Source organism: Horticoccus luteus (genome assembly GCF_019464535.1).
In the GTDB taxonomy this organism is placed as follows: Bacteria; Verrucomicrobiota; Verrucomicrobiia; order Opitutales; family Opitutaceae; genus Horticoccus; species Horticoccus luteus.
Genome location: NZ_CP080507.1, coordinates 2706227 through 2730959, shown reverse-complemented (window position 1 = coordinate 2730959; position 24733 = coordinate 2706227). Strand labels below are relative to the sequence as shown.

Below are 24733 nucleotides of genomic sequence, written 5' to 3'. Positions count from 1 at the left end.
AAGGAAGCGCGGAAAGCGCTGGAGCGACAGTCCGGCGAATTCGGACAATCCGCTCACGAGACGCGTGCGCTCCGCGGGCAGGCGGAGCAGAGGGGTGTAGCGCCGGCGGAGGATGTGCGCTACGGCGGTGAACGGTCGGGCGACGGGCGGGCGCTACGGGTTGTTGTCGTAGATCTCGACGAGCGCTTCGCCGGTGCCGCCGTCGGCGCCGACGACTTGCACGGTGTAGGATTTGCCGGCCTCGAGGGAAACGAGGATGGCGGCGTCCGCGCTGCCGTCATAGAGGGGGAACGCGCCGAGGCGTTTGAAGATGGGCACGAGCGTGCCGGACCAATTATCGTTCCCGACGATGAAGTTGCCGTTCTGATCGTAGATCGAGAGTTTGGGGTCGGCGAGCGTGCCGGGCACGCCGAAGGCGGCGAGCGCGGGACCGACGGCGCGGATGAGCACGGCTTTGTAGCCGCCGCCGCCCACGGCGAAACCGGCGATGAGAATATCGCTCCCGGTGCCGACGTGAAAACGCGCGGACAAGTTGGTGAAGCGCGCGGCGGAACCGGCCTGCGCGTCGTAAGCTTCGACGAGCACGCTGCCGTTGCCGGTGCCCGATGCTTGCGCGGTGTAAACGCCGGTGAGGGTTTGCAGGAGGGCGGCGTCTTTGCTGCCGGAGGTAAACGGAAACGCTCCGAGGTGGGTGAAGACGGTTGCGAGTGAATCGTCCCAATCGTCGTTGCCGGCGACGAGGTTGGTTCCTTGGTAAAGGGCGAGATGCGGGTCGGCAACGCCGGCCAGGCCGAACGTGTCGAGGGCGGGGCCGGCGGCGCGCACGAGGATGGGTTTGGCGGTGCCGCTTACCACGAAGCCGACGATGAGCGTCTGGCCCTCGTCCATCGCGGCGCGCACGGAGAGGTTGGAAAGATAGCTGGGCGGCGCGACCGTGAGGGTGGCGTCGGCGCTGGGCACCGTGCCGCCTGCGCCCGTCACGACGACGTTGTAAGTGCCGGCGTCAGTCGACGCGAGGTTGGTCAACGTGAGGGAAGCGGACGTCGCGCCGGAGAGGGCGACGCCGTTTCTGCGCCATTGGTAAGTGAACGGGCCGGAGCCGCTGACCGCGACGGTGAACGTGACTTCGCTGCCTTCGACGGACGCGCGGGATTGCGGCTGCGTGGCGATGGTGGGAGGCGTGAGGACGGTGAGGTTGACGGCGAGACTCCCGACGCTGCCGCCAGGGTTCGTCACGACGACGGAGTAGAGGCCGGCGTCGGCGGAGGTGACGTTGGTAAGCACGAGCGTCGCGGACGTAGCGCCGGCGAGGGGCGTGCTGTTGCGGCTCCATTGATACGCGGGCGCGGGATTGCCGCTTGCGGCGACGCTGAAGGTGACGGTCGCGCCGGCGATGACGGATTGTGCGACGGGCTGCGTCGTAATCGCAGGCGCGGTGGCGGTCGTGACCGCGACGGAGGCAGGTGCGCTGGTGATCGAGCCGGCATCGTTGGTGATGGTGACGGTGTAGTTGCCCGCATCGGTGACCGCGGCGGACGCGACGTTGAACGTGGCGGCGGTGGCGCCGGTGAGCGGGGCGTTGTCCTTGGCCCATTGGTAGGTGAACGGGCTCGTGCCGGCGGGCGTCACCGAGAGCGCGAGGGTCTGGCCGGTGTAAAGCGTCTGCGACTGCGGCGGTGCCGTGATGGTTGGCGCGATGGCGGTGGCGACGACGGTGAGCGTGGCCGCGCTGCTCGAGGTGCTGCCGAGGGGGTTGGTGACGACGACGCTGTAGTTGCCAGCGTCGGACATCTGCACCGGGGTGAATGCAAGCGTCGCGGCCGTGGCGCCGGGGAGGTCGACGTCGTTTTTGCGCCATTGATACGTGAGCGGGTCGGCGCCGAAGGCGGTGACGGAGAGTGCGACGTGGGTGCCGGCGACGACGGATTCAGACGTGGGCGCGGCGAGGATGACGGGGGCATCGCCGATGACGACCTGCGCAAGGGTGCTGGTGGCGGAGCCGGCGGAGTTGGAGGCGACGACCGTGTAGGCGCCGCTGGCAGAGGGTTGGGCGTTGGCGAGCGTGAGTGTGGGAGAGGTCTCGCCAGGGAGCGCGACGCCGTCTTTGGCCCACTGATAAACCGGTGCGGGCAGGCCCGTGGCGGCGACGCTGAGGGTGACGGTGGTGCCGGTGATCGCGGATTGCGCGACGGGCTGCGTGGTGAACACGGGAGCGACGGAGGGCGTGATTTCGGTGGCGGTGGTGTTGACGCCGATGGCAGCGCGCAGGCGCCACAAGCGCGGCGTGGTTTCGTCGTTGACGAGGAGCGAGACGGCGCCGGCCGCGTCGGTCGCGACGACGTCAGGGTCGGCGTTCCAGGTCGAGGCGCCGGCGGCGAGCGAGGCGACGCCGAACCACGGGCCGGAGGACGACGTGGCGTATTCGAGGGCGAGGGCGACGTCGGTCGTGTCGGTGCGGCGGGTGAAATCGAATTGCACGGTGCCGTCGCCGCGCGTGGCGGTGATGACGGGCGCGGAGGCGGCGGCGAGGGGATTGGTGCCGAGAGCGTATTCGAGGGCGGCGCCCCAGCCATCGGCGTCGTCGTCGTCGTAAACGTGTTCGTTGGCGGGCAGGCCTTGCTCGGCGAGCCACGTCGCAAATGTGGAGGTGCCGGAAGAAAGCGAGGTGACCTCGGCGGCGGAAAGCGCGCGTTGATAAACGCGGACATCGGCGAGGGAGCCGGTGAAATAATTGGCGCTCGAGGTGGTGGCTTGCGCGCGCCAGCCGAGCCAGAAAAGTTCGGTGGGCGAGAGCGAGCCGGACCAGCCGCCGGCGGATTTTTGCAGCACGCCGTCGATGTAAACGCGACGTCCGCCGGTCGGGTCGACCGTGAGCGTGTAGAGGCGCCAGGTGTTGTTGGTGAGATTGGGAATGGCGGTGTCGAGGTCGGCGGCGTTGAGCGTGCCCGCGGAGTTGTTGAGGGAGGTGCGGAGCGTCGTCGCACTCGTCATGTAAACCGTGAGGCTGCCGGCGGAGTCGCGCGGCCCGTAGGAAACGAGGTATTGGTTGGTCGAGTAAGCGCTGGTGCGAAAACGGAACGAGAGGGTGAACGCGTTTTGCGGATCGACGGTGAAGCGGGGGACGAGCGCGGCTTGATAGGCGCCGTTGAATGCGAGGCCGCTGCCGGAAGCGTTGCCGGTCGTCCAGGTCGTGGGCGTGGGGGCGTTGCCGGGCACGCCGGCGCCATCGCGGCCTTGGCCGGAGTCGTCGGGGAGGCGGTTGCCATCGAGACCGCGAGCGAGCCAGAGGGCGAGGCCGGCGGGATGATCGTCGTCGGTGATTTGCACGGTCGCGGACGGGCGCGTGCCGAGGACGTAGCCGGTTCCCGAGGTGACGCTCAACGTGAGCTGGCGCGCAGGATCTGGGCGGCCGTCGTCGATCAACGGGACAGTGAGGGCGAATTCGGATTGGCCGTCGGCGAAGGTGAAGCTCGATCCGATCGGCTCGAGATAGTGGCGGCCGACGGTCGCATCGCCACTCCACGCGACGTTGACGGTGAGGGGGCCGACGGAGGTGGTGCGGGTGAAACGGAAGATCGCGGAGCCGGCGGACTCGCTGACGGTGGCGGCGTCGGCGGTGACGCGCACGATGGGCAACGATCCACTGGCGAGCGCGAAGGTGAGCGGAGTGGTGTCGGCGGTTTGCGGGACGACGGGGGCGAGTTGAACGGTGATGGTTTTGTCGGCGGAGCCGCCGACAGTCAGCGGCGTGAGCGTGATGGTGCGCGAGGTTTCCCCGCTGGAAAACGACACGGTGGTGGCGGAGGCGGTGTAGTCGGTGCCGCGAAGGGCGTTGCCGCCGAAGCTCAGGGCGACGGTATCGGCGGAGGCGGCGTAACCGCTGCGCTGGAGGGTGACCGTGACGCTGGGGCCGCCGGCGGTGAGCGTCGTGGTGGGTGCGGAGAGACGATAAATGGGGGCGGCGCCGAGGCTGTAGCCGTAGTTGTCGAAGAGGACGGCGTTGAGGGCTTGGGCGAGCGCGGCGGCGAAGAGCGGACGGTTGGCGTCGGTGCGGGCGTCAGAATTGCATTCGATCTGGAGGCCGTGATCGATGCCGTTGTCGGTCCAGCAGGTGTGGGTGCGCGTGGTGTAGCCGCCTTGAAAAAAACTGCTGTCTTTGGGCTGAGGATCCTGCGGGCTCGGGCAAGCGGGGAACCCCAACGTGCTCATGAAATCGCCAATGCTACGGGAGCCGCGCAGGACCGTGGCGAGAGTGACGTCGGGTCGGTTGAGCGGCAGCGTGCGCACGGAGGTATCGTAGAGCACCCCGGCGCGATTGAGGGCGGCGTCACTTACACCGAGGTCGGAACTGGAGAGGTTGTAGCCGAGCTCGAGTCGCTGGTTGGTGTGTCCGTGCCCGTGAAGATCGACGTGAAAGGAGAATCCGAAATCACGCGTCACGGTCGCGCGAGCGGCCAGGATGAACGCCTGGTAGGCGTCCCAAGCGGCGCCTGCGATCGGGTTGCCGAGTGCGGCGGCGGTCTTCTCCCGGTTCGCGTCAAGCTTCGAGCGCTTCAAGTGACAGATAATCAAATGCGGGCGATGGCCCGTGCGGGCCAGAATCTCGTTCACCACTTTGGTGGCCAAGTCTTCGGTGTTCAGATCGGTGGCGGTAACGATCTCGTTGCTGGTGTTGGCGGCAAAAGTATAGCTGACGCCATCGATCGTGTAGGTGCCATTGGCGCGATCGGGTATGGCGAACGGGGTCAGCGATCCGCCGTGTGGTGCGGTGATGACGATGGGTAAATCGCCGGGGATATATTCGATGTATTTGGTCGCGAAATCGTCGTAATATTTTTGTCCGACGACGTAGGGCTGGGCGCGCGCGAGTTGGGCGGCGGCGCAGAGGGCGACGCAGACGCTGACGATCAAGGCGGCGAGACGGGAAGGCTTCACGGCGAGAGACAGGCGAAGAGAAGGCGGGACCGAAAACGGGGCGCGAGCGGCGAGCGGGCGTTACGGGAGATCGGCAGGTTTGACGGTCGTCACGAGGAGGTCGTCGAGGTCGAAGTATTCGGCGCGTTTGGTGTCGAACGGCCCGCTCACGCCCAAGCGGAGAAATTGGGGGGCGCGGCCGTCGGCGATTGTGCCGGCGCCGAGTTGCTGCCAACTGGCGCCTTCGATGCGAAAGTTGACGTCGTAGGTGCGCGCGCCCGGATCGAGGTGCAGGACGACGATGACGGTGCGGTTGGAAATCGCGCCGCGCAACGCGACTGGTGCGAGGTTGGTGCCGCCGCCGGTCGCTTCCGCGGAGAGGCGAACGGCGTCGTCTTCGCGGGCGATTTTTATCTGTGCGACGACGGAGGGGGTTTTCTCATGGTCGGAGGAACTGAAGCCGAGGCGGACGAGTTCGGGGGATTTGCCGGAGAGATTCCAGCCGCGGACGCGCACGACGAGCCAGAGCGGCTGTTGCGCCCACGCGGCGGGGAGAGGGGCGAAGGTGTTGGGGGTGGTGCTGTGGCCGCGGCGGATCCGCAGGGTGCCGCGACCGGTGGTGGCGGTCTGGTCGAGATCGTTGGACCAGGAGACGGGGCCGCCGACTTTGGTGAGCGCGGTGCCGGGCTGGTCGTTAAAGGTCCACTGGTAGGACGTCTCGGCGGCGAGCGAGGCGGCGCTGGCGAGCGTGAGGAGAACAAAGAGCGTGGAGCGAAAGGCCATGGCAGGTGCAGGGTCAAAGGTCAGATCGAACGAGAAACAAACCGAAAAACAGCCGCGGTTGGCGAGGCGAAGACGAACGGTGGCGACACGCGCAACGACTTGCGGAATTTACTCGGAGCGAGCGACGGCCGGGCGGGCGGAAGGAGCGGGTAACGTATAGGCGTAGCGTTGAGCGAGAAACGTGGTGAGGACGTCGGCGATGGCGGCGGCCAGTTGGGCGCGGGACTTCGGCGTGGCGCGGGCGTCGCGGTTGCACTCGATCTGCACGCCGTCGACGCCGGTCGAGTCAGGCCACGCGGCGTGGCGGCGGACGGTGTAACCGCCGGCGAAAAAGAGGTTGTTACCGGGTTGCGGCTCTTGCGGGCTGGGGACGGCGCGGAAGCCGTGTTGCTGAAAGAGATCGCCGAGGCTGCCGGGCCCGCGGAGAAGTTTTGAAAACGGCTCCTTCGTGCGTGCCGCGAGATCGTTGATGGTGGTGTGTGGGCCGACGTCGGCGGCGTCGAGGGCGGCATCGGTGACGTTGAGGGCGGCGTTGTCGAGGGCGTAGCCGAGTTCGAGGCGCGGGATGGCATGGCCGTGACCGTGGACATCGACGAGGAACGCGAATCCGTAGGCGGCGAGGGCGCTGGCTTTGGCGCGGTCGATGGCGGCGTGATAATTGCGCCAGGCGGCTTCGGCATCGGGGTTGCCTTGGGCGGCTTCCTTGATCTCGCGATTCGGATCGAGTTTGCGCCGGTGGAGAAGGTTGAGGACGAGGTGAACCTGCCGGCCGGTGCGGCGCGAAAATTCCGCGGCGATCTGGCGAGCGAGATCCTGCGTGTTGGCATCGGAGACGAGGACGCCTTCGGTGCGATCAGGGATGCTCGACGGGCCCTTTTCGCCGCCGTGGGGCGCCGTGATGATGATGGGCAACGAGCCGGGTTGGAATTCCACGTAGCCTTTGGCGTCTCGGTAAGTTTTGCCGGGTTCGTAACCGGCGGCGTCGGCGCGCGTAAGCGTCGCGGCGACAAGGGTCAGGGCGGCGACGAAGAGGAGTCGGAAGGGAGAGAAAAGAGTGAAAGGGACAGGTGTCATCGGACCAGGAGGAAATGAAAAGGGCGAGCCCGGGAGAGGCCCGCCCGAGAAAGACAGAGGAGAAGGCGAACGCGTTTAGCGGGCGCGGCGCCGGCGATAAACGGCGGCGAGTGCCACGATGCCGCCGAGGAGCGCGGCGTAAGTGGAGGGCTCGGGAATAGGCGCGCCGACGAGGGTGAGTTGCACCGCGTGGTCGGTGAGCGAGAGGGTGCCGGTGAAACCGTCGCCGAAATCCCTCACCAGGGTGGTGCCCAGGCTGCCTGCGATCGTCGCGTTGGGAGCGGAGAAGAGGGTGTAGGTGGCGTCGTGCAGGGAGGCGGCGGTGGTGAAACTGAAGTCGGCGAAATCGAGCAGGCCGTTGCCAATATCGAGCGTGCCGTAAACGACGATCTGGTCGCTGTAGTTGCTGGAGCCGAGATCGAAAGCCAGGGGAGCGCCGAAGGGAGTGGGAATGGTGACGGGCGAGGTCGAGAAGGCGGCGATGCCGGAGAGGTCGAGATTGTTGTTGAACGAGATCTTGCCGATCACGTTCGAAACGACGCCTCCGGTGTAGGTGTCCATCGAAAGGAAGGAGCCCTCGTTCAGGACAGTGTCGCCGCGGATGATGCCGGAGCCGGCGAGCTTGGCGCCGGACTGGACGACGAGGCCGGCGCTGCCGTTACCGCCGAAGACGGCGTCTTGGAGAATGAGGGCGCCTTCGGCGACGTTGTTGGGTCCGGTGTGAGCGGAGGAGTTGCTGACGATGAGGGTGGCGGCGCCGAGCTTGGTGAAGGAGCCGTTGCCAGAGAGCGAACCCGCGTAGGTGCCGTCGGAGGTCTGGTTGAAGGTGACCGAGGACGCGTTGTTAAGGACGATGGCGCCTTGGAGGCTGGTCGCATCGCCCGCGAGCGCGCCGCCTTGGACGGTGGTGCTGCCGGAGTAGGAATTGGCGCCGGAGAGCGTGAGGGTGCCCGCGCCGGTCTTGGTGAGCATGCCGTGCTGGCCGGTGACGTCGGTGATGTTGCCGAGGAGGGTGACGTTGCGGCCGGAGGAGAGATCGATCGTGCCGTTGCCGGAGCCGATTTGGAACCCGCGATTGGAGGAAGCGGAGGTGTCGCTGCCCGAGGCGAAAGCGAGCGTGCCGCCGTTCAGCACGACGCTGGAAGGGTTGAGCGCGGCGGAAGAGCCGAGAGCGGTGACGGAGTCGACGTTAACGGTGCCGGCGTTGATGTTGAGACCGCTGAAGGTGTTGGTGCCGTTGAGGGCGAGGGTGCCGGCGCCGGTTTTGGTGAGACTGTAGTCGCCGGAAATGGACTGGTCCCACGTGACGTTGCCGCCGACGTTCAAGGTGGAATTACCACCGAGGGCGGTGGCTTGGCCGGCCGAGGTGCTGAGCGTGATGTTGCCGGTGGTGGAGTTTGTCATCTCAACGTTGCCGTTCAGGATGACGGAGGAATAGATGGTGCGGGCGGAGGTGCCGCCGCCGGCGGCGCCCGAGCTCAGGAGGGTGCCCCCATTCAGGGTGGCGGTGCCGGTGCCGAAGGCGGAATTGGCGACGGCGGTGTTGTCGCCAGTGCGTGCGCCGGAGCTGGTGAGGACGAGCGTGCCGGCCTGCAAGGTGAAGCCGCCGGTGTAAGTGTGATTGCCGGAGAGAGTGAGGCTGCCCGCACCGTCTTTAATCAGGCCGCCGGTGCCAGAGATGGTGGTGCTGGCCGCGTTGATCAGAAGCTTCGAGGTGCCGTCGACCTGGAGCGTGCCGGCGCCCGAGTAGCCAAGGTTGATCGTCATCGAGGGGGTGCCGGTGCCCGTAGAGGTAGTGGCGTTCAAGCTCACGGTCGCGCCGTTGGCGGCGGAGATGATATTGATGCCCGGCGTGCTGAAGGTCAGCGTGGTGCTGTTACTGCTGGAAGCGCTGTTGGTCGCGGCGATGCGCAGACCGACGGTTGCGTTGTGCAGGAGGGCGGCGGTGTCGTCGATGGAGAGCGAGCGAATGCTGAAGGCCGCCGTGCCGTTACCCGTGGCGCTGCTCACCTGCATGGTCGTGACGGGGCTGGCGTTGCCGCTGGTCTTAATGAGGAGATCCTGAGTCCCGCTGTTGTCGATGGTTGTGTTGGGCGTCCAGTTGGCCGCGGCATTCCAATTGCCGGAGTTGGTTCCCGCCCATTCGATCGGCGTGGCGCGCAACGACGCGGTTAGGAGGGCGGCGAGGCCGAGGGTGAGAACGTTGAGAACAGGGAGGCGAGGCAACGACTTCATAATGGGTGCGAGGGAAGGAGTAGGGGGGCAGCGTAAGAAGAGAGCGGTAGCGAGAGAGAAAAGATTCAGCCCCGCGCCGAGTAGAGCGCGGCAAGGAACAAAGTTTAGCGCGACGGAGGGAAGCGTGCTAGGGGGTTTGGCTACGCGGGAGATGGCGTAGAACTACGCAGGGCGGCAAGGTTGGCGCGCGAACGAGAGACGGAGAGCGGGGTGGGGCGAACGCAGGGGCGGCAGTGATGGGTGCGACGCGTCGCCGGAAATCAATCCCGATACGTAAAGCGTTTACCGGTGCGAGCCACGGCGCCGACGGGCGAACACCGCGAGTCCGGTCGCCGCGGCCAGAAGGAGAGCGTAGGTCGAGGGCTCGGGGATGGCGGAAACCGTGAGCTGGAGTGCGGTGGAGTCGCCGTTGAAACCGAGCGTGCCGGTGTAGCCGTCGAACGAGGCGGTGAGGTTGCCAGCGTCGCCGAGCAGGCCGGAGATCGCGTGGGTGCTTTGGAAAAGCGTGTAGATGCCGGGACCGGAGAGCGCGGAGGTGTTGAGGGAAAAATCGTCGAGTGTGAGCGCGTGGCTGCCGATGGAGAGCACGCCGTTGATACTGGCGGTGTCGCTGGTGCCGGGGGCGGTGAGGGTGAAAAGGAGCGAATGAGCGCTCGTGCCGGCGACGGCGGAGAGATCGAGGCTGCTGTCGAACGTGAGGGAGGTCGAGGCGAGCGTCGCGCCGGCCGCGAGCGTCGTGGGGGCTGAAATCGTGCCCGCGCCGGCGAGGGTGGCGCCGGATGAGACGGTGAGGGAGGAGCCGCCGAGGGTGCCGTGGGCGCTCAAGGTGCCGGCGGATACGGTGGTGGCGCCGGAGAACGTGTTCGTTCCTGAAAGAGTGAGATTGCCGGCGCCGGCCTTGATCAGATTGCCCGTGCCGGAGAGAGCGCCGGAGAACGTCGAACTGGAGTCGCTGGTGGTTGTGAGCGTGTTTGCTCCGAGGACAATCGTGCCGGAGCCTGCGAGAGCACCGGTTGATCGGTCACTTCCGTACAAGTCGTAGATTGAGCCGGTGGCGATCGTGAGGGAACCACTGCCGAGCGCGCCACTCACGGAACCACCGGAGATCGTGACGGGGCCGGTGGAGGAATTGGAACCGGTGAGGCGCCATTCGCCAGTGCCGGTTTTCGTGACAGCGCCGGCGCCGGACACGGTGTTGGTGAAGATCATGGCATTCCCGAGGCTGTTTGAGTTGTCGATGGTAACGTCGCCGTGGAAGGTGACAGGACCGGAGAAGGTGTTGGAGGCACTCGTCCTGCTGCCGATGGTGAGCGTGCCGCTGCTACCGGCGGCGACGTCGATGGCATTGCTTTGCGTCCAGCCGCTGAGGTTCGCGATGAGACTGGCGTCACCGCCGCCGGCGACACCGAGTTGAATCGTGCCGGTGCCAAGGCTGCCGCTGCGGCCGAGGTAGATTATGCCTTCCTCGATGACGGTGCCTCCGGCGAACGTGTTAGCTTCCGTGTTGGAATTGTGGAAATACAGCGTGCCGGCGCCGGTTTTGATGAGTTGTCCCGAGCCAGCAACGGTGCCTTGGATCTCGAACGTGCCCGCGCCGGAGACGTCGACCGTGGCGTTACCGGAGCCGAACGTGACGCCGGCGTTGGCGCTGAGGATTGTGCCCGACGCGCTGGAGTATTGAAGGCGGCCGCCGTTGATCGTCACGACGTCGGCGGTCTTGGTCGCGGGCGCCGTCAACAAGGAAGCGTTGTCAAAATTGACCGTGCCGGCGGAAATTTTGAGGCCACCGGCAAAATCATTCCCGGTGGGGCCGGTGAGGATGAGCGTGCCCGCGCCGGTCTTGTTTATGCCGCCCGTGCCGGTGATGACGGCATTGTTGGTGGCTGTGCCCGAGACGGGGTGACTCGAAATGGTGAGCGTACTTCCGGAAGCGATATCGACATTGGAGAGACCGGAGTAGTTCAGGTTGAGCGTCAGTTGCGCGCTCGAAGTGCGCGACTGCATGATCACGTCGCCGCTGACTACCTTAATGGCATCCACCCCGGTCGACGTAAAGGCGATGGTGGCACTTTGGGCGGGGGTGGCGGACGAATTGCGGAGGTCGAGCGTGCCGCCGGGAAACTGATTGTTGGAATTGTCGAACGTGACGCTCCTAATCGTGGAGGTATAAGCCGAAGCGTTTGAGCTCAGTGCCATGTAGTTTCCGCCGCCGATTTGGGTCGCGGAGCCACCGAGTGTGCCACTGCCAATGACGAGGTCGTCGCCGTTGGGAGCATTGTTGGAATCCCAATTGGACCCGGATGACCACGTGCGGCCAGTCCCAGCCGTTCCACCGTCCCACGTGAGGGTGGTTTGGGCGGAGGCGATTGACCAAGCGCAGGCGGCGGCGAGGAAAAACGAGTACGTGCGGGGGATAGAGATCAGGGGCATGGAAAAGAAAAACCAGGGCAAGAATTCGCGGACAATGCGGACCGGTCCTTCAGACTAGAGCAATCCATCGGGCGTGACTATGGGTGCGGTTACGCCCTGGATGGCGTAGGATTGCGCATCATAAGAACGGTACGGTGCCGCAAGAGCGACGGCGAGACGCGCGACGCACGTGAGAACAGCGCCGGAGAGAGTTTTGGCTCGAAAACCGGGACGGAGACGATGCAGGTAAGCGAGCTCCAGCGATGCCGAAACCCGATATCACCATTGCTTCATCGCCCTCGGGTTCGCGCGGTCACTTTGGTGGCACAACCCCGGGCGCCGGCTGGCTGGCGCTGGTGGTGAGCGTGGTCATCGCGCTGGCGGCAGTGCACAACTGGTTCGGCGATCAGCATGCGCAGTTGGTGTCTTCGCTGGGGCGGGCGGATGTGCCGGTCGCTACGCCTTATCAGCAGATCCGGCCGGACTTCACCGTCGATGGGCACATGTGGATTCGTTATGCCGTGGCTCTGTGGCGCGGTGAGGAAGGGCCGCAGTTGCGACACACATCGATCGACAACGCGCCGGTGGGCCGCGAGGTGCACTGGAATTCGGGACTCGCGTGGTGGCTCGCGATCGGCGGACGCGTGTGGCAGGCGGTCGCAGGAGGCACGCTCGAGCATGGCGTCGAGCGTTGGGCGATGTGGGAAAATCTGCCGCTCCTGGCGTTTTTCACCGTCGTGCTGGCGTGGTGGGCGGCGCGTTGCGGCGGGTTGCGCGCGGGGATCGTGGTGGCGATCGCGATGGTCGGGCACCGGGCGATTTACGAGGGATTCTGGCCAGGCTACGCGGATCACCACGGGCTGATCGCGGCGTCGATTTTGGGGATGATGCTCGGAGCCTATTGGATGCGCGGGGGATGGCTGCGTGGCGGTGCGGAGGTGGAAGCGGGAGATGAGGGCGGCGCGGGGAAACTTGGGCGGCGGGATGAGGCGGCGATGGCGGCGCAGCGGGCGGCGCTTTGGTCGGGCGTGTGGGGCGGCGTGGGGATGTGGGTGAGCACGGCGTCGCTCGCACCGGTGCTGGCGCTGGTGCCTTTGGCGGCGGGATTGGCGACGTTGATCGCGCGGGGTGAGGGTGCGGGGAATTGGGGCAGGCGCGGGGCGCGGGGTGACGGCACCCCGCCTACAACAAACATGCGAGGCGAGGGCACGCCGTCCTCAACGACGGTCAAGTGGGAGGTGGGTGCGGCGGCGCGGTTTGATCCGCGGGTGTGGCGGATGTGGGGGCGGGCGGGGGCGTTGACGAGTTTCGCGTTTTACCTGCTCGAATACTGGCCGCATCACTTGGGATGGCGCCTGGAGGTCAATCATCCGCTTTACGCGCTGGCGTGGTGGGCGGGCGCGGAGTTGACGGCGCAGGTATTGCCGTGGCTGGCACGGTCGGGCAAGGCGGTTCGCGATGGGCGCGCCCTCGCGTGGACAGCGGCATGGGCGGTGCCGCTGGTGCTGGCGCCGGTGCTCGCGATCGAAATTTTTGGAGCGAAGGTTTTTCTGTTGAGCGATCCGTTTCTCGTCGGGCTGCATCACACAATCACGGAGTTTCTGCCGTTAATGGCACGGGTGCGGCTGGAGGGAATCTGGTCGCATTTCGAGACGTTGTTTATTTACCCGCTGTTCTACGTCGCGGTGCTGTTGTTAATGCTCTGCGGACGGCGGGAGGCGCGGTTCAAACTGACGCTGGCGCTCGTACCGGCGTTGTTGATGCAGGCGCTCGGGTTCTGGCAGGTGCGTTGGGGAATGAGCGCGGCGCCGGCCCAGGTGGTGCTGCTGATCGCGGCGTTGGAGGAGATTTGCGCGTGGGAGTTTTTGCGGCGCGCGCCGTGGCGTCGCGCGGTGGCGGCGGCGCTGGCGATGGCGGCGCTGTTTGGCCTGGCGGTGACGGTGCGCGTCGTCGAAACGGCGAAGGTCGCGTATTACCGGGCGATCCTCGCGGGTGATGCGCGGCAGATTATTTACCGGGAGGTGGCGGAGACGATTCGCGAATCGCAGCCGAAGGGGAAGGTGGTGTTGTTCGCGAGTCCCAACACGTCGGTCAACGTGGCGTTCTTCGGCGCGTTCCAGACGCTGGGCACGTTGTATTGGGAGAACGTCGATGGCCTGAAAGCTGCGGCGGAGATTTCGTCGGCGAAGTCGGAAGCGGAGGCCGCGCGGTTGATCGAGGAATACGGGGTGACGCACGTGGCGCTGTTCAAGGACAGCAACTACATTGCAGAATATGCGCGGTTGTTGAATCCGCGCGCCACGGAGGCGGAGTTGAAGGAGACGTTTGGCTATCGCGTGCTGGGCCAGCGGACCGTGCCGTTGTGGCTGGAGCCGCTGCCGTATGCGCCGCCGAAGGGGTTGCCGAAAAACGTCGATCCCGACGTGCTGGTGTTTCGGGTGAATCCGCACCAGACGGTGGCGCAGGGCACGTATCGCATCGGGATGTTGCAGGCGAAACTGGGCGAGACGAAGGATGCGCTGGCCAGTTTCGCGCGCGTGGCGGAGATGAACGCCGCTGATCCGACACCGCGGCTGCGACGGGGTGAACTGCTGATCAAAGAGCAGAAGTGGGCCGAGGCGGAAAAGGAGTTCGACGCGGCGATCAAACTAGCCGGGCGGGCCGAAGAATACCGGTTGCTGGCCCAGGCGGGAATCGCGTTTGAGGGCGCGGGCGAGCTCGGCCGGGCGATCGCGTATTACGAGCGGGCGTTGCGCGCCGGGCCGACGAATATCATCGCGGCCAATAATCTCGCATGGGTGCTGGCGGTGACGGCGCCCGCGGAGTTGCACAATCCGAAGCGTGCGCTGGAACTGGCAGAACTTTGCGCGCAGGCGCAACCGGATGTGGCCAACGTAATCGACACGCTCGCCTCGGCGCAGGCGGCCAACGGACTTTTTCCCGCGGCCGCGGAGAGTGCGGAGCGGGCGGCGGCGCTGGCGCGGCGCGGGGGACAGGCGGAGGATGGCCGGAAGTTCGAACGTAAAGCGGCGGACTACCGTGCGGGAAAATTACCGGACGAGGGGAAGTGAGAGTAAGCGCACGGGCGAAGGGCGGCGCAGGCTGGGCGCGCGCGGCGGTCAGATGCGTGATCGGTGACGGTGCTGGTTGGCAGCAAAGCGTTCACTGAGACGGCACAGAAGGCGCGGAGCGGAGCAGGCCGAGGAAGACAGAAAGATATGGCGGCCGGTCGGCGCAAAAAAAGCCCGCCGGGGTGCGGCGGGCTGAGAAGTGGAAACGCGACGGACGCGGGCGGGGTTTACTTACGGGTTGGCGTCGTAGACTTCGACGAGGGCTTCACCGGTGCCGTTGTTCACGCCGGAGATTTGCGCGGTGTAGGTCTTGCCGGCTTCGACGGTGACGAGGATGGCGGCGTCGTTGCTGGCGGGGTTGAGCGGGAAGGCGCCGAGGGTGGCGGAGATACCGGCGAGGTTCGCATTCCAGTTGTCGTTGCTCGCGACGACGTGGCCGGCGTCGTCATACACATCGAGCTTGGGATCGCCGAGGGTGCCGGTGACACCGAAGCTGGCAAGGGTCGGGCCGACGGCGCGGATGAGGACATCCTTGGTGCCGGAACCGTTGACGACGAAGCCGACGATGAGGACGTCGGCGCCGGTGCCGACGTGATAACGCGCGGAGAGGTTGACGAGTTTGCGGCCGTCGTTGGCCCCGGCGTCGTAGCCTTCGACGAGGATGGTGCCGTTGCCCAGACCGGTGGCTTGGGCGGTGTGCGGGCCGTTGATGGTTTGCTGGAGCGCGGCGTCTTTGCTGCCGGGCGCGAATCCGAAGGCGCCGAGCTGGCTGAAGAGAGGCGCGAGCGCGCCGTCCCAGTCGTCGTTGGCGCCGACGTTGGTGCTGTGTTCGTCGTAGAGGGCGAGGCGCGGATCGGGCAGCCCGGTGAGGCCGAACGCGTTGAGGGCGGGACCCGCGGCGCGCACGAGGATGGGCTTGGCGCCACCGGCGATGACGAAGCCGACGATGAGCGTCTGGCCTTCGTTCATGGCGGCGCGGACAGAAAGATTGGAGAGGTAGGCGCCGGGATTGATGGTGAGCGTGCCGGCGGCGCTAATCGCGGTGCCGGAGGCGTTGGTGACGGCGACGGTGTAACCACCGGCGTCGCTGGCCGTGGGGCTCGCGATGGTGAATGTCGCTTCGGTCGCACCCGCGATGGCGACGCCGTCTTTGGACCATTGATAAGTGAACGGAGCGGTGCCGCTGGCGCTGACGGAGAAGGTGACGCTGTGGCCGATGTTGGCGCTGGTGGCGACGGGGTTCGTGGTAATGGATGGCGCGACCATCGCGGCGGTGACAGCAAGCGTGGCGGACTGGCTGACGAGCGATTCGGCGGTGTTGGCCACCGTCACGACGTAGTCCCCGGCATCGCCAAAACCGGCGGCGGCGAGGGACAGCGTGGCCTTTGTTTCACCGGGCAAATCGACGCCATCTTTTTTCCATTGATAGGTGAGTTGGGAGCCGTTGGCGGCGACGGTGAGCGTGACGGGCGAGCCGACGACGACACCGAGGCTGGCGGGCTGCGTGGTGATGTCCGGGCCGGCGAACGAGCCGGCGGTGTCGACCACGAGGAAGAGTTTGGTGCGATCGTGGCTGAGGAGGACGGTGCCTTTGAGCGTGCCGATATCGCCGGTCACAGAGGCCGCGAGGGAGCCGGTCATCGGACTATCGCTGGTCAAGAGCGTGTAGCGACCTTCCGCAAAACTGCCCGTGGTGGTGAACGCAAAGCTGGGCCATCCGAACACGGCGTTGCCGAGGGAGAGCGTGCCGCCGGTGACGGCGAGGGCGTCGTTGGTGCCGGGAGCGTCGAGGTCGAACGCGAGGGAGCCGGGGGTGGCGGCGACAGCGGAGAGAGCGAGGTTGCCGTTGACGGTGATCGTGCCGACGCCGGTGACGCCGAGGGTGTTGTTGGGCGGATTGATGTCGCCGTAGGTGGCGGGGCTCACGCGGGTCGTTGCGGAGAGGACAACGTCGCCGACGAGGGTGCCGTTACCTTCGAGCGAGGTGCCATCGGCAAACGTGACGCCGGGGCTGCCGCTCGCGCCGAGCGTGGCGGCCATGAGTTGGAGAGTGCCGGCATCCACCTGCGTGCCGCCGGAGTAGGTGTAGACCATGCCCGCGGCAGGTTCGAGAGCGAGAACGCCGGGGCCGGCCTTGATCAGGCGGCCGGATTTTCCGGCGACGTCGCGGATGGAGCCTTGGATGCGAAGCGAAATGCCGTCGTCGACGGTGAAGCTCGTGGCGGGAGCGATGCGGAAGCCGCGATTGGGCGAGGAGAAACTGCTGCCGGTGACTTCGAACGAGCCGCCGTCGAACACCACGGCGTCGGGGTTTTCGGTGCTGGGGAGTTTGCCGAGGTTGGCGGTGGAATCGACGCGGAGAAGGCCCTCCTTGACGGCGAGTCCGCCGGCGAAGGGGCTGTTGGTGTTGAGGACGAGCGTGCCGGCGCCCATTTTGGTGAGGCTGAAATCGCCGGAGATGGCCTGATTCCACGTGACCTGGCCGCCGACGTTGGTGGCGTTGGCGGTGTCGTAGGCCGGGCCGGGGACGACGATGGTGGAGTTGCTCAACAACGTCGTGGCGCCGTTGGCGAGCGAGCTGATCGTGTAGTTGCCGGCGGTGCCGTTGGAGGTGGAGGTGATCGTGGCCACGCCGTCGAGGTTGACGGAGCCATAAACCGAGCGGCTGGTGTTGCTGGAGGCGATCAGCGTGCCGCCTCGGATGGTGAGGGCGCCGGTGCCGAACGGCGAATTGGTGATGGTATTGGCGGTGACGGTGCCGGAGGTCGTGACGGTGACCGTGCCGTCTTGGAGGGTGAAGCCACCGGCGTAGGTGTGGTTGCCGGAGAGCGTGAGGGAGCCGGTGCCGATTTTCACGAGACCGCCGGTGCCGGAGAGTCTGGCTTCCGTGGTGTTGTAGGAACCGGCGCTGACGAGCAGGATGGAGGTATCCTGAATGTTGAGGTTGGCGGTGCCGGAGTAATTGAGGTCGATCGACAGAGCTGGCTGCGGGTCGGCGCTGCTGTTGCCACTGAGGCTGGCGCTGCGGAAGGAGGCGTTGGTGTTGTTGGTGAGCGTGATGATATCAACGCCGGGGGTCGCGAACGAAAGCGTGTAACTCGCGCTGGAACTTGAGCTGTTGGTCGTGATGACGCGGGCGCCATTGGAGGCGTTGAACTGGGCGGAGGCGTTGTTGAACGTGATGGAGCGGATCGTGAGGTTGCCGCCCATCAGGAAGTTCGAGGTGCCGCTGCCGCCGCTGGTGGTGCCGTTTTTCGTGATCACCAAATCCGAGGAGGCGGAGGGCGCGGTCGCTTCGGTCCAATTCGCGGCGGGGCTCAGGCTGTAGCCGGTGCCGGCCCAGTTCAGCGGCGTGGCGTGAACGGCGGCGGCGAGACCGGCAAGACCGGTGAGCAGTGCAATCGCGCGAAGAGGAGCGGCGGCACGGGCGAGGCGGAGGAGGGAGGGAGGAAGCATGACGGTTCGTTAAAAAAAAGGGAGGGGGTGAGACGGATCGGTTTTGGGGTGGTGGCCGAAATCAGTGGTTGTTGGGAAAGGTGGTGCTCAGTGAACAAAACGCGGACATCGCGCGCGGCGCGGCAAGCGGGATGGTAACGGGAAACGTCTGCCTCCGGCTATGGGTGAATTTTCGCTCGGGAAGGCGTAGTTCTACGCCCGCGAAAAATGCGTCGCCGACGCGGGAGGAACTCCGCGGTCACCGCAAGCCGATGCCGCGACGGAACTACTGCCAGAGGGCGACGACTTCCTCGCGGCGGACCCAGCCGGTCTGGCCGTTGGAAAACGCGAGGCGGACCCAATGATCGGCGAGAAAGGTTTTGTTGATCACGGCGAAGGAGCCGGCGGGAAGCGCGATGGTTTTTTGCGCAGCGTCGGCTTCCGTCGGGATCGAGCGGAGCGTGGTGTTGCGCCAGACGAGGACGGCGTGAGGGTTGCCGGCGTCGCCGTAACCGCGCACGCTGCTGATCGCGGCGACGCCGAGGACGAGGCCGGCGACGACCGCGAGCCAGGGTGCGATCGCCCACGCGCGGCGAGAAAGGAAACCGTAAGCGCGGGCGAGCGCGAGAATCGCGGCGAGGATGATGAGCAGTTCGCCGGCGAGGAGCACACGTTGCCAGACGGCGGAAGAGGCGAGGCGGGCGATGCGGTGCTTGGTGCCGGCGTTGATGAATGGCGAGAGCCCCGCGGGGGTGTAGCCGGCTTTGTCGCACGCGAGGGCGAATTGCCAGCGGACAGCGGGCGACGAAGGATTTTGAAGCAGCGCGGCGGTGGCGTGCGCGACGGCTTCCTGCCAGCGGTCCTGCTGCGCGAGGGCGAGGGAGAGATTGTAGCGCGCGATCCAGTCGGTAGGCTGTTTTTCGACGGTGGCGCGCCAGAGGGTTTCGGCACCGGAGAAATCGCCGTTGCGGTAGGCGGTGGTGGCTTCATCGGCGTGCGCGGGGCGCGGACCGGCGAGGAAAAGCGCGAGCACCGCGAGCGCGGGCACGAGGTGACGGAACGCGCGGAAAAGGGCGAAGCCGGGAACGCGTTTCGCGGCGGCGGCGGTTTCGGCGCGGGCGATCCAATCGCCGGGCAGCGCGCTGCCGTCGGGGCCATAAAGCACGTGGTCAGCCTCGGTCCAGAGCGTTTGCCAGGGCGCGTCGGCGAGCGTATCGGCGCGGGGCGCGGCGGAGGCGAGAGGCCAGACGGCGGCGACTTCGGTTTGCCAGGCGCGAAGGAGCGGGCGCTGTTGGACGGGATCGGTGGTGGCGCGGAGTTGCGCGAGCAGGGCGCGGAGGCGGACGAGCGCGGCGCGGCGCGGACGGTGCGGATCGCGGCGCCAGGCGCGTTGGGCGGCGAAGGTGAACCACGCGAGCGGGAGCAGGACGAGTGGGAGCGCGAGCAGCCAACGCAAGGTAGCCCACGTCCACGGTGGCGTGACGGTGGCGGTGCCGGAGAGGTCGTCGAGCGGAAGGCCGGTCGGCAGTTCGGGCGAGACGGGAAGTTTCGCGGGCGGCGCGACGGCGGTTTCGGTGGTCGCGGGGTTTGGCGTAGCGGCGCCGGGCGTGACGTTGAATTTGGGCGCGTTGGCGGCCGTGATGGTGACGGTGGCGCCGGCGGGCGTGAGCGTTTTATAGGTGCCGGCTTGCGGGTCGAAATACACGAAGGAGATCGGCGCGAGCGCGTAGGTGCCGGGCTTGGTGGGGACGAGGACGACGTCTTCGGTCAACGTGGAATCGAAGAGTTTGCCCTCGGCGGGCACGCGTTTGGCCTGCGGTTGGACGACCTGAAAATCCTTCGAAACTTCGCGCGACGGGAGACCGGCGATGTCGGGCCAGTTGCCGGTGCCGGAGAGCTCCAGCGTCCACGTCACGGGTTCGCCGACAGCGGCTTTGGCGGGGACGACTTTGGAGGTGAGTTTGAACTGGCCGACGGCGCCGGCGAATCCGGCGGGGGCGGGTTGCGGCAGGGGGCGGACGGAAATTTCGGGGCGATTGGAAGCGACGGTCGCCTGCTCGATGCGCGGGGATTGGAAGAGGCCGAAACCGACGCTGCCGGTCTGGAAATTGACGTTTTGCGCGGTGGCTTCGAGCGTGACGCGGCCGGCGGTTTTGGCGTAGGCGCGCGTGTGATACGTGAGGACGTATTGGCGTTCGCCGTCGGCGATGGACTCGGCGGGTTGGGGGTTGGCCCAATCTTCGGCGACGAGCGGGGCGGCGTTCCACGCCACGTTGGATGTGACTTGATTGAGATTCCGACGCGGCACGGTGAGCGTGTAGGTGAGCGAGAAAATCTGGCCGGCCCATGGATTGGCGGCGGCGGGCTCAAGCGTGGCGTGCGCGAGCGAGGAGACGTCGGTGGAGGCGGTGAGGGTGGCGTCGTAAGCGGCGACGCGCAGCGTGCCCTTGTTCGTCTTCACGTCGAACGCCGGAATCTGGAGCGGACCGGCCTGGCGGGCGTTGACGCGGTAGTTGAAGATGGTGAAACGCGTGAACGAGAAGTTGTTCATCTCGGTGCGCGTGCCGGTGCCGGCGAGGTTGAACGTAACGCCGGCGACGACGGGCAGGTCGGGACGGCCGGTCGGTTCGCAGTCCGAAAACACGAGCTGCAGGTCGGCGGGATCGCCGGAGTCGCCGGGCTCCCAGCGCACGGTTTGGGCAAACGCGGTGAGCGTGAGCGCGAAGACGAAGAGGAGGAACGGAAGTCGGGCGAGGCGCATGCGAATCACCAGTTTTTACCTGTTTTGGCGGGCGCGGATTTATTGTCGCCCTCCATCAGTTGAAACAGCCGAACGGGCGAATCCTGGCTGCGGAGTTGGTCGAGTTTTTGCAACGGGATCGCGAGCGCGGGATCGGATGGCGTTTTGGCCTCCTCCTTGTTTTCACGGGCGCCGCCGACGGTCTGCGTGTCGCCTGGGTGCTGGTCGAGCGACGGGGGCGGTTGCTGCAGATCGCCAAACGCGGACTGGCCCTTCTTTCCGGCGTTTTTCTTTTCGTCGGACTTCGCGGCGTCGGCGGGCGACGATTGGTCGGGCGACGATTTTTTCTGGGACGACTGGTCGGAGGAGGAGGGTTGGTCCTCGTTTTGCTTTGGCTGGTTCTGCTGCGGATTCGGGGAGGAGCGATCCTCGTCGGATTCGGGTTTCTGCGAATGGTTTTTCGGCGGCTGTTTCTGCTGCGGCTGGTCCTGTTTTGATGGGTCGTCTTTTTGCTGGTCGGACTTTTTCTGCTGCTGTGGCTGCTGGTCGGCGGGCTTTTCGAGCAGGCTCTGCAATTCGCTGCGCAGCTTGGGCCAGTCGGCGACATGGGGGTCGAGTTTTTCGCCGAGGTCGGCGGCGGCGAGGGCGTCGTGCACCGGACCGGCGGGCACGGGTTGTTGGCTCGCCTGCAACCGCTGGCCCCAGCGCACGGTTTCGTGGGCGAACTCCGACCAGTCGCGCGCGGCGGGTTGGGTTTTCTCGGCGAGGCGGGCGACCATCGGGCCGAGCGTGGAGTTGGCGATCTCGGCGGCGGCGTGCGCGGCGGGGAGCGCGAGCGCGCCGAGGGCAACAGCGAGCAACGGACGAACGGCGAAGCAGCGAAAAAAAGCGATCATGGCGCGCGCGGAGCGGGAGTGGGGCCGGGAGCGGCGGGGGCGTTGAGGCGAAGGTCGCGGGGACGTGGGCGGACCGGAAACTCGCGCCAGAAACTCAGGAGAAAAAAGACGAAGGCCGGAAGGAGGGCCCACTGGAAACGTTCGACGAGGCGGACGTTGCTTTTCTCGACGAACTTGCCTTTGCGGCCGGCCTCGACGGTTTGGTTGAGGAGATCGCCGAGGTTGACCCATGAGCTGGCGTCGGCGTAAGCGCCGCCGGTTTCTCTCGCGAGTTGCTCGAGAGTGGACTTGCCGAGGCGCGAGAGGACGACGGCGCCGCGTTCGTCTTTCACGAAGCCGCCGCTGCCGTCCGGAATCATGGCGCCCGCTTCGGTGCCGACGCCGAGGCCGATGACGCGCACGTGTTTTTCCTTCAAGGCCTGCGCAGCGGATTTCCAATTGTCGTCGGTGGCTTCGCCATCGCTGAGGATGATGAGAAAGCGGTCAGCCGATGTGCCGGAACCGAAGGCGCTGGTGGCGGTGTCGAGGAGTTCGCGGTAGTTGGTGCCGCCTTCCGGCAGAAAATCGGGGCCGAGCGAAGGGAGGAATTCGCGGAGCACTTCGTAATCGGAGCTAAGCGGCGATTGGAGAAACGCGGTGCCGGAAAACACGATGAGCCCGACGCGTTCGCCTTTGAGGCGTTCGAGGAGCGACTGGATGAGCAGTTTCGCGCGGGCGAGGCGCGAGGGCTTCACATCCTGCGCGAGCATCGAACGGGAAAGATCGACGGCGAGGAGGATTTCGCGGGATTGATCGAAGACGGGCTCGTCGATGCGGCCCCATTGGGGACGTGCGACGGCGATGATGGCAAACGCGAGACCGAACCAAAGCCAGAGGCGCGGGCGATGCGCAGTCGCGGCGCGCGGGTCGAAGGAGAGCGAATGCCGGCCGGCTTCGGCGGTGAGGATTTTGCGCGGCGCGGCGCGTTGGGTGAGGCGGCGGGCGCCATCCCATGCCGAGAGCAGCACGGGGAGCGCGAGCAGCCAGAGAAGATGAGGCCAGGCAAAACTCATGCGCACGGGCCGGCGGACGGCGTTGAGGACCGCGGTGAGGCGGGAGCACGCGGAGGCGTTTTCATACGAGGGCCTCCGCACGCCACAAGGGGCGGGCCAGGAGCGCCGCGGCGAGCAGCAGGAGGCAGCCGGGGACGGCGAGCCACGGGAAAAGCTCGGTGGTCAGCAGGTAACTCTTCGCCTGGAATTCGATCTTCTGCGTCTGATCGATGGCCGCAAAGGCGGACTTGATCGTGCGATTGTCGTCGGCGCGATAGTAACGGCCGTGGGTTTTCGTCGCGATGTCGCGGAGCGTGCCTTCGTCGAGATCAGAAACCATCCGGCGCGTGCCGATGCGGCGGCCTTGATCGTCGAGCACGGGGTAGGGCACGATGCCATCGCGTCCGGCGCCGATGGTGTAAACGGGAATGTCGCGCGAGGCGGCGAGGTCGGCGGCCTGCATCGGCGAGAGTGCGCCGCGGTTGTTGGAGCCGTCGGTGAGGAGGATGATGAACGCGCCTTGGCGTTTGCCGGCCGTTTCGCGTTTGGCCTGCTCGAGGCGGGTCAACGCGACGCCAAGGCCGTCGCCGATCGCGGTGCCGTCTTCGATGAGGCCGATCTTGAGCCGATCGACCTGACGCTCGAGCCAATCGTGATCGAACGTGAGCGGCGCCATCGTGTAGGCGCGACCGGCGAACACGACGATGCCGATGCGATCGCTGGGACGGTCGTGGATGAACGCCTGGATGACGGGCTTGATCGCCTGCAAGCGGTTCACCGCCTGACCGAGCCGCGAATAATCCTCGGCGAGCATCGAGCCGGAGAGATCGATCGCGAGCACGAGGTCGTAGCCCTGCGTGTGCACCTCGCGTTTGTCTTCGACGCGTTGGGGACGTGCGAGCGCGATGGCGAGGAGAACGAGGCCGAGGATCGCGAGCGCCGCGGGCCAGCGTGAGACCGACGTGAGCGACGGACGGTGCCAGGCGGCGGCGAAGGGGACGATCAAAACGGGCACGTGACGGCGGCCGCGCAGCCAAAGGACGGCGGGCAACGCGACCACGAGGAGGAGCAGCCAGAGCGGATCGTGAAACATGAACGGCTTCATCGGCGGGAGCCGGCGCGCATGCGCGCGTTGAAAAACCGCACGAGGGCATCGAGGCGATTTTCGTCGGTGGCGACGACCAGGCGGCTGAGGGGATCGGGGAAGAGCGCGTGCCAGCTCCGGTCGCGGGCGGCGCGCCATGCGGCGTGCGCGGCGCGTTCGGCGGCGGAATTTTCGAGCGTGACGAGGCGGCTGGCGGCGGGATCGTAAGCGGCGAAGAGCCCGCGCGTCGGCAGGGCGCGTTCCCACGGATCGTCGACGCGGAAACCCATCGTTTGGTAGCGGCGCTGCAGAACCGGCCAGCCCTCGGGGACGGCTTGCGGCGGAAAATCGCCGAGCCAGAGGAGCACGCTGTGTTTCGGCGCAGCGCGCGCGAGGAGCCGCCACGGGAGTTGAGCGTCGGCGGGGCCGGTCGCGCGGACGGAAGGCGGCGGAATGGCAAGCAGCGACGCGGCGGCGTGAAGAATGGCGCCGCGTCCGCGCACCGGGGCGCGAAACGTGTGGCCGGTGGGCGAAGCGTGCACGAAGCCGACGCGGTCGCGGTTGACGGCGCCAAGCAGCATGACGAAGCCGGCGAGTTCGAGGAGCGCCTCGCGTTTGGAGATGTCGGCCGAGCCGAATTGCAGGGATGGCGTGTCGGCGAAAACGACGAGCAGCGTGACCTCGCGCTCCTCGACGAATTTCTTGCGGTAAGGTTCGCCGAGGCGCGCGGTGACGTTCCAATCGAGATCGCGCACGTCGTCGCCGAACTCATATTTGACGACTTGATCGAACTCCATGCCGCGGCCGCGAAACGTGGAGCGGTATTCGCCGCTCAGGACGTTTTCCACCGCGTGTCGCACACGCCATTCGAGCTGGCGCAGCAACGCGAGCGGCGAGGCGGGGGCGGGCGACGCGGAAGGGGCGGGAGCGGCCATGCCGTTAAGCTCCAATCCCCGGGCGGCGCGCGGCAGAGAAACGCGAGCGACGCGCGGGCGGCTCGTGAGCCGGCCGCGCATGCGATGGGGAAATCGGGAGGACGAACATCACGAGGCGAGAAGGAA

The 24733-nt window shown here is 66.5% G+C and carries 12 protein-coding genes; 1 reads left to right on the top strand and 11 read right to left on the bottom strand.

Annotated elements, in window-relative coordinates:
• Positions 1–153: 153 nt before the first annotated feature.
• From K0B96_RS11155 to K0B96_RS11135, 5 genes are all read right to left on the bottom strand, one after another.
• The gene (locus tag K0B96_RS11155) at positions 154–4935 is read right to left on the bottom strand and encodes an immunoglobulin domain-containing protein (RefSeq protein WP_220160980.1); all 4782 of its coding nucleotides are present in this window, start codon (positions 4933–4935) and stop codon (positions 154–156) included.
• Positions 4936–4995: 60 nt separating this feature from the next.
• Positions 4996–5697 (bottom strand): hypothetical protein, encoded by a 702-nt coding sequence (locus K0B96_RS11150; RefSeq protein WP_220160979.1) that lies wholly within the window; start codon positions 5695–5697, stop codon positions 4996–4998.
• Between the two features lie 108 nt (positions 5698–5805).
• Complete coding sequence (locus tag K0B96_RS11145; RefSeq protein WP_220160978.1) at positions 5806–6771, bottom strand: N-formylglutamate amidohydrolase; 966 nt, start codon at positions 6769–6771, stop codon at positions 5806–5808.
• Positions 6772–6846: 75 nt separating this feature from the next.
• Positions 6847–9006: a beta strand repeat-containing protein gene (locus K0B96_RS11140; protein ID WP_220160977.1), complete on the bottom strand. Its 2160-nt coding sequence runs from the start codon at positions 9004–9006 to the stop codon at positions 6847–6849.
• 282 nt (positions 9007–9288) lie between these two features.
• On the bottom strand, positions 9289–11436 hold the full coding sequence (locus K0B96_RS11135; RefSeq protein WP_220160976.1) for an autotransporter-associated beta strand repeat-containing protein: 2148 nt from the start codon (positions 11434–11436) through the stop codon (positions 9289–9291).
• 242 nt (positions 11437–11678) lie between these two features.
• Here K0B96_RS11135 and K0B96_RS11130 point away from each other — a divergent pair, with 242 nt between their 5' ends.
• The gene (locus K0B96_RS11130; RefSeq protein WP_220160975.1) at positions 11679–14486 is read left to right on the top strand and encodes a tetratricopeptide repeat protein; all 2808 of its coding nucleotides are present in this window, start codon (positions 11679–11681) and stop codon (positions 14484–14486) included.
• Between the two features lie 231 nt (positions 14487–14717).
• Here the strand turns inward: K0B96_RS11130 and K0B96_RS11125 are convergent, their stop codons facing one another.
• From K0B96_RS11125 to K0B96_RS11100, 6 genes are all read right to left on the bottom strand, one after another.
• Entirely contained in the window at positions 14718–17942 is a 3225-nt protein-coding gene (locus tag K0B96_RS11125; RefSeq protein WP_220160974.1) for a beta strand repeat-containing protein, read from the bottom strand.
• A 265-nt stretch (positions 17943–18207) separates the two neighbouring features.
• Positions 18208–20682, bottom strand: a complete 2475-nt coding sequence (locus K0B96_RS11120) for a BatD family protein (protein WP_220160973.1) — start codon at positions 20680–20682, stop codon at positions 18208–18210.
• Positions 20683–20687: 5 nt separating this feature from the next.
• The gene (locus K0B96_RS11115; protein WP_220160972.1) at positions 20688–21557 is read right to left on the bottom strand and encodes a hypothetical protein; all 870 of its coding nucleotides are present in this window, start codon (positions 21555–21557) and stop codon (positions 20688–20690) included.
• Entirely contained in the window at positions 21554–22609 is a 1056-nt protein-coding gene (locus K0B96_RS11110; protein WP_220160971.1) for a VWA domain-containing protein, read from the bottom strand. The genes K0B96_RS11115 and K0B96_RS11110 overlap by 4 nt, the downstream gene beginning before the upstream one ends.
• Before the next feature lie 61 nt (positions 22610–22670).
• Positions 22671–23693, bottom strand: a complete 1023-nt coding sequence (locus K0B96_RS11105; RefSeq protein ID WP_220160970.1) for a VWA domain-containing protein — start codon at positions 23691–23693, stop codon at positions 22671–22673.
• Positions 23690–24607: a DUF58 domain-containing protein gene (locus tag K0B96_RS11100; protein ID WP_220160969.1), complete on the bottom strand. Its 918-nt coding sequence runs from the start codon at positions 24605–24607 to the stop codon at positions 23690–23692. Before K0B96_RS11100 ends, K0B96_RS11105 begins: the two co-directional genes overlap by 4 nt.
• Positions 24608–24733: the final 126 nt, after the last annotated feature.